This is a genomic window from Flavobacterium labens, assembly GCF_048286755.1.
GTDB lineage: Bacteria > Bacteroidota > Bacteroidia > Flavobacteriales > Flavobacteriaceae > Flavobacterium.
In genome coordinates this window covers 1,500,716-1,508,378 of record NZ_JBLVPL010000001.1, presented here as the reverse complement: position 1 = coordinate 1,508,378, position 7,663 = coordinate 1,500,716, and the positions used below count along the sequence as shown (strand labels likewise).

7 protein-coding genes are annotated in these 7,663 nt (G+C 33.2%); 3 read left to right on the top strand and 4 right to left on the bottom strand.

Annotated elements, in window-relative coordinates:
- Positions 1-530: 530 nt before the first annotated feature.
- Positions 531-1,757, bottom strand: a complete 1,227-nt coding sequence (locus ACNQF8_RS06565) for an ABC transporter permease (RefSeq protein ID WP_417951271.1) — start codon at positions 1,755-1,757, stop codon at positions 531-533.
- A gap of 112 nt (positions 1,758-1,869) precedes the next feature.
- On the opposite strand from ACNQF8_RS06565, the gene ACNQF8_RS06560 reads away from it, so the two are divergent.
- The gene (locus ACNQF8_RS06560) at positions 1,870-3,087 is read left to right on the top strand and encodes an exo-beta-N-acetylmuramidase NamZ family protein (protein ID WP_417951270.1); all 1,218 of its coding nucleotides are present in this window, start codon (positions 1,870-1,872) and stop codon (positions 3,085-3,087) included.
- Between the two features lie 97 nt (positions 3,088-3,184).
- Here the strand turns inward: ACNQF8_RS06560 and ACNQF8_RS06555 are convergent, their stop codons facing one another.
- Positions 3,185-3,682, bottom strand: coding sequence for a YkgJ family cysteine cluster protein (locus ACNQF8_RS06555; RefSeq protein WP_417951269.1), 498 nt, complete (start codon positions 3,680-3,682; stop codon positions 3,185-3,187).
- Between the two features lie 92 nt (positions 3,683-3,774).
- Here ACNQF8_RS06555 and ACNQF8_RS06550 point away from each other — a divergent pair, with 92 nt between their 5' ends.
- Together ACNQF8_RS06550 and ACNQF8_RS06545 are read left to right on the top strand one after the other, a co-directional pair.
- Positions 3,775-4,491 (top strand): class I SAM-dependent methyltransferase, encoded by a 717-nt coding sequence (locus ACNQF8_RS06550; RefSeq protein WP_417951268.1) that lies wholly within the window; start codon positions 3,775-3,777, stop codon positions 4,489-4,491.
- A gap of 14 nt (positions 4,492-4,505) precedes the next feature.
- Entirely contained in the window at positions 4,506-5,048 is a 543-nt protein-coding gene (locus ACNQF8_RS06545) for a YfiT family bacillithiol transferase (RefSeq protein WP_417951267.1), read from the top strand.
- 70 nt (positions 5,049-5,118) lie between these two features.
- Here the strand turns inward: ACNQF8_RS06545 and ACNQF8_RS06540 are convergent, their stop codons facing one another.
- Positions 5,119-5,751: a 7-carboxy-7-deazaguanine synthase QueE gene (locus ACNQF8_RS06540; protein WP_417951266.1), complete on the bottom strand. Its 633-nt coding sequence runs from the start codon at positions 5,749-5,751 to the stop codon at positions 5,119-5,121.
- Between the two features lie 228 nt (positions 5,752-5,979).
- On the bottom strand, positions 5,980-7,647 hold the full coding sequence (locus ACNQF8_RS06535; protein WP_417951265.1) for a tetratricopeptide repeat protein: 1,668 nt from the start codon (positions 7,645-7,647) through the stop codon (positions 5,980-5,982).
- Positions 7,648-7,663: the final 16 nt, after the last annotated feature.

The following is a 7,663-nucleotide window of genomic DNA, read 5'->3' as shown; positions in this document are numbered from 1 at the left end:
TGAATTTTGAAAGTAAAAGTTTTTTCCGCTACAACACCCTATCCAAAGCAAAGGGTGGCTTTATCCCCAGAAAACTGTGAATCATATTACCTATAGACAACCTGATCACACCTTTCTTTACCTATACAACCTTATTGCACTTTACCTTTATTCCCTTTTTTACAGCCGCTTTGTCCATCTTACTCCTAAAAAAAGCTCCAGCTCTCTGCCCACTAACCAAAAAATCGCATGAATCAGTGAAATGACTTTATACGATGACAACTTCCCTTTTTTTAGTCGCTCTTATATATAAAGTAACAAAAATTTATCCTGTTGATCTTAATATGAATTTATCATACAGTCATCAATGCGATAAAGTAAACAGGGCAGCGTTAGGGATAGCAGTGGAAAGCCCACAGTCTGGTTGAGTCTCAAACCCAACCAGACGAGGACTTGTAGCGGATAGCTCGACTCATTATATAAAGAGAGGCAACTATAAGTAATGAATAGTTGCCTCTCTTTATATGATGGGGAACGCCCAAAATAATATTCTAATCGAAACGTATGGCTTTTACCGGTGAAATTTTAGTTATTATGTAGGAAGGAATTAATAATACTAAGAAACAAACGGTCACTGTAAGCAGATTTAATAAAAGTATATATCCCCAATTTAAGTATACTGGCGCTTGATTGACGTAATAATTCTCAGGAGGAAGTTGAATTATCCCGAATTGTTGTTGGATTAATAATAATGAGATACCAATTAGATTTCCCCAGAACAGCCCTCTTACTATAAGATAGAAGGCATTGTACAGAAATATTTTTCGGACTGACCAGTTATTAGCTCCCAACGCTTTTAAAATCCCTATCATTTGTGTTCGCTCCAAGATAAGTACTAATAGCGCTACTACCATATTGATTGTGGCGACAAGAATCATGACTACTAATATAACGATAATGTTGAAATCGAATAGTTGAAGCCATTCGAATATATAACTGTATTTTTCTATTATAGTTTTGGAATCTAATGTTGATGCTGTTTGCGCATAAACCTGTTCTCCTGTAGATTCTATAGTATTAAAATCATCTACAAAAACTTCGAAAGCTCCGATTTGGTCTGGAGCCCATTTATTGATGCGCTGCATGTGGCGGATGTCTCCTATTATATAAGTAGCGTCAAATTCTTGAAAGCCCGAATTGAAAATTCCAACAACATCAAAATTCCTTAGGTTATACCCTTTCTCTTTCATGAAGAAAGTATTGAATCCATCACCCACTTTTAAATTCAGTCTGTTTGCAATAAACTGAGAAATCACAACTTCTTCGTTTAAATCCCCTTTGACATTTGGAATTCTTCCTTCTATAATGTATTCCTTTATATTATCCCATTTATAATCGTTTCCAACTCCTTTGAAAATAATTCCTTCGAAAGCAGTTTCAGTTCTAATAATTCCAGCTTTACTGGCTATCGCTTGGATGTGCTCAACTGCGGGAACCGAAGTGAATTTTGGATAAAAATCTTGTTTTTTAGAAATAGGTGTCAGGGTGACCTCGGATTGATTGTTATCATAATTAGAAATAATGACATGCCCATTGAAAGCCGATACTTTTTCTCGGATTTTTTGCTGCAGTCCTATTCCTGTCGCCACCGAAACAATCATCATAATCATACCAATGGCAATTGCCGAGATTGCAATTTTTATAATTGGTGCAGATATGCTACTTTTATAATCTTTAGCAGTTATAAGTCGTTTGGCGATGAAATATTCTAAATTCAATTTGATTGCTTTTCTAATTTGGATTTGCTACGCCAGTTTGCGTTGCTAAAGCCAAAAATACAGCTAAAACACGAATTACACTAATTGACCTTAATTTTATTTGAACCTATATATGAACTCATTTTTTAAAATATTGATTAGTTTTATATTCTTAACAATCATTCCGACTTCCTGTTCAGCCAGAAAGACAGACGCAAGGATAAATGCAAAATCAGATTTAGAAATAGTTAAAGACAAACCAAAAACAGACATAAAAACTGGAGCAGATAATTACAACAACTATTTACCATTATTAAAGAATCAGAAAATTGGGATTGTAACCAATCAAACCGGCATTCTCTCTAACAAAACACATTTGGTCGACTTTCTTTTAGAAAAAAATATTGCTATCCAAAAAATATTTGCCCCAGAACATGGTTTTCGCGGAACTGCTGATGCGGGCGAACATATCATTGATGGAAAAGATTCCAAAACAGGACTGTCAATTATTTCGCTTTATGGCGACAACAAAAAACCGAAACAAGAACAATTAGCCGGAATTGACATTATGGTTTTTGATTTGCAAGATGTGGGCGCTCGATTTTACACTTATATTTCTTCGCTACATTATATAATGGAAGCCTGTGCCGAAAATAACATTCCGCTTTTAATTCTTGACCGACCAAATCCGAACGGACGTATTGTAGACGGGCCAATTCTTGAAAAGGAATTTACCAGTTTTGTGGGTATGCATCCAATTCCTTTGCTTCACGGAATGACAATTGGAGAATATGCACAAATGATAAATGGCGAGAAGTGGTTAAAGAATGAAGTACAATGTAAATTGACTGTTATTCCCTGCATTAATTACAACCGAAAAATGAATTATAGTTTACCTGAAAAGCCTTCGCCGAATCTTCCGAATGATCAATCAGTGAATCTTTATGCAAGTTTATGCCTTTTTGAAGGTACGAATGTAAGTGTGGGAAGGGGAACTGAAAAACAATTTCAGATTTATGGTTCTCCTTATTTACCAAAAAGTGATTTTAGTTTTATTCCTAAACCAAATTTTGGCGCACAAAATCCTGTTTATAATGGAGTACTTTGTTATGGCGAAGATTTATCAACATATTCAAGACTGAATCAACTGGAATTAAAATGGATAATTAAGGCGTATCAAACCACAAAGGACAAATCAAAATTTTTCAATCCTTTTTTTACAAAATTAGCAGGAACTAAAAAACTGCAACAGCAAATTGAAGCAGGAACTTCGGAAGAAAAAATCAGACAAAGCTGGAAGAAAGGATTAATTGAGTTCCAGAAAAAGAGATCGAAATATTTGATATACTAGTCTAATGTTTTAAAGTCAAAAGTCCTAAAGTACCTTCAAAATAGCATTTAACTTTCAAACTATTCTCTTTATGACTTTAAGACTTTTGACTTTATGACTATAAAAGCGGCAATTTCTTCTTCATTTCCTCGACAATATTAAAAGCAGCCGGACAAATTGCCACGTTTTTCAATGTTAAATCAGTAATCTGTTGAAACTTTTTTCTATCTGTATGTGGAAATTCTCTGCACGCTTTTGGACGAACATCATAAATCATGCATGCATTTTCATTATCCAGAAAAGTACATGGAACGCTTTGCAAAACATAATCCCTATCTTCATCGATGCGAAGATATTGCTCAATAAACTGTTGTGGTTTTTGTCTAAGATATTTTGAAACACGCTCAATATCCGCATCCGTAAATAATGGCCCTGTCGTTTTACAACAATTGGCACATTTTAGACAATCCGTTTTCTTAAATTCAGCATCATGCAAGTCCTGCATCACATAATCCAGATTCTTTGGCGTCTTCTTTTTCAGCTTATCGAAATACTTTTTGTTTTCGATATGCTTATCTTTGGCTTCTTTAGGAAGATTGTTTAAAATATTGTCCATTCGTAGGTTTGTTTTTTCGGTTATTCGACAAAACATTCCGCGAAATTACTTAAAACAAATCAACAAATTACCAAATTAACACATCAACTATAATGAAAGACCTTTTTGGCAAAGCCATACTTGATTTTCAAACTAATAATTCCCCGGAAGATTTAATCACAGAAACCTCTATTTCTGAAGAAGATGAAATGAGTGTTGAATATCTATTTCGTACTTATAATGAAATGCCAAAACTGGAGCAAAAAGCCTTGCAACTTGCGAAAGGAAAAATTTTGGATGTAGGTTGTGGCGCTGGAAGCCATAGTTTGTATTTACAAAACGAAAGAAATTTTGATGTTCGTTCAATTGATATTTCTCAAAATGCAATTGAAGCCTGTAACCTAAGAGGATTAAAAAATGCTCAAGTTCAAAATATTCTTGAAATGGACTCTGATAATCCTGAAAATAAATTTGATACCATTTTATTATTAATGAATGGAACCGGTATTTTTGGAACACTAAAAGATACCACTAAATTTTTACAGAAACTAAAAAGCTTGCTAAATCCAAACGGACAAGTTTTAATTGATTCTTCGGATATCATTTACATGTTTGATAATGATGAAGATGGCGGGAAATGGATTCCAAGTAATGGTTACTATGGCGAATTGACTTTTACAATACGCTATAAAAACGAAAAAGAAGACAAATTCCCTTGGCTGTATTTAGATTATAACACGCTACAAAATGCGGCTTTCGCCAATGGATTACAAAGCGAGTTAATTCTTGAAGGGGAACATTATGACTATTTAGCGAAGCTTTCGATTTAAAACACATTTATAATATGGAAAACTCAACATTAGAACATTTACGTTATCCTATTGGAAAATTTATCGCACCAGAAATCTATTCAGGAGAATATATAAATAATAAAATAGCAGAAATCGCCAGTTTCCCTGAACGATTGAAAAAAGAAGTACTTCAAATAACCGAAGAACAACTTGAAACAGCATATCGCCAAGATGGTTGGACTATCCGTCAAGTAATTCATCATTGTGCCGATAGTCACATGAATTGTTTCATTAGAATAAAATGGGCGCTGACAGAGGAAAATCCAACAATAAAATTCTATCATGAAGATCGTTGGGCTGAATTACATGATAATTTAACTATGCCCGTTCAGCCGACCCTTTCCTTTCTGGATGGATTGCACTATCGTTTGGCGTATTTAATGAATAGTTTATCTAACGAAGATTTAGAAAAAACATTTATACATCCTGAAAATAACAAGAAATTTAAAATTAAGGAAATAATAGGAACTTATGCTTGGCATGGAAACCACCACTTAGCGCATATCACGGAATTGAAAAAACAAAAAGGTTGGTGATTGAACGTTTAAACTATTTTCTCCAACTATAAAAATCCCAAATACAGTTTGCATTTGGGATTTTTAAATTTTAAGGAATATTCAAATATTTATGTGTTTGTAAAGAAACACGCCATTTTGGATTATTCATCACATAATCTACTATAAGTGGAGTCATTTCTTCTTTTTTGCTCCATTCTGGCTGTAGAAATAAAATAGCATTACTATTTACTTTTTCAGCTTGCTCTTCAGCAAAAATAAAATCATGTTTATTATAAATGATAACTTTCAACTCGTGTGCATTATCATAAACAGTTTTTGTCGGTAATTTATTTTTCTTTGGAGACAGACAAATCCAATCCCAAGTTCCGGTAAGCGGATATGCACCCGAAGTTTCAATATGAACTTTTCTATTATTCTCTTTTAGCTTTTGCGTCAGCAAAGTCATATCCCACATTAAAGGCTCCCCCCCAGTAACAACAACAGTCTCTGAATATTTACTTGCGTTAGAAACAATTAAATCAATACCTGTTGGAGGATGCAATTCAGCGTTCCAGCTTTCTTTAACATCACACCAATGGCAACCCACATCACATCCACCAATTCTGATAAAGTATGCAGCAGTTCCTGTATGAAATCCTTCCCCTTGAATAGTATAGAATTCTTCCATTAATGGTAGCATAGCACCTTTATTAACTTCTAATTGTATTTCTTTTGATAACATTATTTAATTTTAAAATGCAAAGATAGTTAATTTGAAAATGAGATAATTTGAAAACAGAAACTAAAACAATAAACTTTGAAGAACCAAAATTCACGGTTGCTATTTAATTGCTTGCAATGATTTTACAAACAGAATTCAACCCTATTATTTTAAAATTTCAAATACTATTAAAAACAAAAAACCGATAGTTAAAAAACTATCGGTTTATAATATGAAGAAACAAGTATCTTATTTCAATGTTTTCATTGATTCAGTTGCGTAAGCATTAGCAGGATCAAGAGCTAATGTTTTTCTGAAATAATCCATTGCTTTCGCTTTATCAGTATTAGCATAATTAGCAGCAATATTATTGTATGACTCAATAATTTTAGCTTTAACAGCAGGTTTAGCTGTTTCTTCTGCACCTAAAGCTGTAACTTTAGCAACATAATCCTCATAATTCTTAGTCATAACATCATCTTTTTCAAGCAATCTATTCGTTCTAGCTCTGTAAAGATATGCTTCATGATATGCAGGAGATGCTACTAATACTCTTTCGAAAGCAGCATCTGCTTTTTGCAAAGCTATAACATCTGGTTTTACATCTTTACCATTATTAGCATAATAATTTGCTAAACCATAATAAACATTATCATCAAGATATGTTTTAGAATCTGCAATATTAGAACCAAATTCAAAAATAGAAGCAGCTTCTTTATATAGTTTTTGGGTAAATAATTTTTTACCAACTTCACTTAAATCTTGAACTGCCAAAGGTTCCATTTCAACAGCCTTTTTAATATCTACTAATCCAGCATTAAAAGCAGCTGCATCAATTGACAATCCATCAGCACTAGTTCCTTTTTTAATTTTTGTTAGACCTAAATATAAATAATCTAAAGCAATGGCTTTATTTCCTGGAGCAGTGATGAAACTTTCCAATGACTTAATAGCAACATCAACATTTCCATTTTTATAAGCAGCATATCCTAAATAACGATAGATTCTTGGATTAACTTTATCTAATTCAATCATTTTATTAGCTTCAACTTCTAGAGCGGCATAATCTTCTACCAAGATAAGGAAGTCAGCACGACGCATTCTTGAGTGAATAGAATAATCTGTCAAAGACATGTATTTATCGTAATATCCTATCGCAGTTTTATAGTTTGCAGCAGCTTGAGACGGTTTGTTACGTGCAATTTTATAATATGTTTCAGCTAGTTCTCTATAAACAGGACCATAATTAGGGTTTATAGCGATAACTTCATTGTAAGCTTTCAAAGCTTCGTCATACGATTTAGCGCCTTTCAACAAAACACCCAATTGCATTTTAGCTCTTAGTAAAGTATTATCTGCTTGAAAAGCACTTCTATACGCTACATAAGCTTCATTTTGTTTACCATCACCATAATAAGCGTCTCCTAATGCTAGTTGTAATTGAGCATCTTGAGGATTGTTTATCACAGCACGGTTCAAGATAGCAATTGCACTTTTATAATCTGGTTTCGCAACATTCATGTAAGCTCTTGCTATATAAACATACTCTTGTACGTCTTTCTTTTTAATGTCCTTAGTAGCCAAAGCAAATTTAGCTTGTGCTCCAGTCACATCATTTTTATCTAAATCCATTTGACCTAAACCAATATAATTTAATTTAGCCCCTTCAGATGTATTTAATCCATTTTGAAAATAAATTTTAGCAGAATCCTCAACACTTTGAGTAAGATATACATTCCCTAAAGTAAAGAAAGCTGCACCATTACTTGGTTTTGCTTTGATAATCGATTTTAATATCGATTTAGCACTTTCAAATTGCTCTGCATCGACAGCCTTTTTTGCCTGATTAATATCTTGTGCTTGACTCGCAAAAGCGGAAGCCAACAATGCAACACTAAAAAATTTAAATTTATTCATTTTAATTGTAGTTAAT

What these genes read in the sequence shown, in the direction of transcription:
- ACNQF8_RS06540 (WP_417951266.1), bottom strand. Translation starts at nt 5,751, where the DNA reads ATGTTATCAAAAGAAATACAATTAGAAGTTAATAAAGGTGCTATGCTA.
- ACNQF8_RS06560 (WP_417951270.1), top strand. Translation starts at nt 1,870, where the DNA reads ATGAACTCATTTTTTAAAATATTGATTAGTTTTATATTCTTAACAATC.
- ACNQF8_RS06535 (WP_417951265.1), bottom strand. Translation starts at nt 7,647, where the DNA reads ATGAATAAATTTAAATTTTTTAGTGTTGCATTGTTGGCTTCCGCTTTT.
- ACNQF8_RS06545 (WP_417951267.1), top strand. Translation starts at nt 4,506, where the DNA reads ATGGAAAACTCAACATTAGAACATTTACGTTATCCTATTGGAAAATTT.
- ACNQF8_RS06550 (WP_417951268.1), top strand. Translation starts at nt 3,775, where the DNA reads ATGAAAGACCTTTTTGGCAAAGCCATACTTGATTTTCAAACTAATAAT.
- ACNQF8_RS06555 (WP_417951269.1), bottom strand. Translation starts at nt 3,682, where the DNA reads ATGGACAATATTTTAAACAATCTTCCTAAAGAAGCCAAAGATAAGCAT.